Below are 650 nucleotides of genomic sequence, written 5' to 3' on the forward strand. Positions count from 1 at the left end.
GGCGGCGGAGCCGTGGCAGCGCCCGGGGCTCACGTTCCGGCGCGGCGGGTTCGAGGTGGCGCTGCCGCAGCCGCCGCAGTTGGTGCGGGCGGCGAACGTGCTGCGGCAGTACGACGAGCGGGACGTCGCGCCGGTGTGGCGGCGGCTGTGCGGGCGGCTGGCGCCGGACGGGTTGCTGGTGGAGGGGACCTGCGACGAGATCGGGCGGCGCCACGTGTGGGTGGCGCTGGGGCCGGAGGGCCCGCGCACGGTCACCTTCGCCACCCGGCTCGGCTCGCTGGACCGCCCCTCCGACCTGGCCGAGCGGCTGCCGAAGGCCCTGATCCACCGCAACGTGCCCGGTGAGCCGGTGCATCGGTTCCTGCTGGACTTCGACCGGGCCTGGGCGTCGGCGGCGCCCTGGTCGGCGCTGAGCGCACGCCAGCGCTGGATCCGCACGGTACGGGCGCTGGGCACGCAGTGGCCGCTGGTCGACGGCCCGACCCGGTGGCGCCAGGGTGAGGTCACCGTGCGCTGGAGCGCGCTCGCCCCGAACGACTGACGGCGGACGGGCGGCGGACAGCGGCTCGACGGAAGGGCGGCGGACGTGCGGCGACCTGGTACGCCGCAGGCCCGTCCCGCCCTGTTCCGGGCGGGACGGGCCTGCGGGT

At 77.5% G+C, this 650-nt stretch carries 1 protein-coding gene; it reads left to right on the plus strand.

The window, feature by feature from the left end; genetic code table 11:
* On the plus strand, positions 1-541 hold a 541-nt coding region (locus tag ACYVE9_RS29855; protein ID WP_461030989.1), incomplete at its 5' end, for a class I SAM-dependent methyltransferase.
* Between the last annotated feature and the right edge of the window lie 109 nt (positions 542-650).

The organism is Streptomyces sparsus (assembly GCF_054776295.1).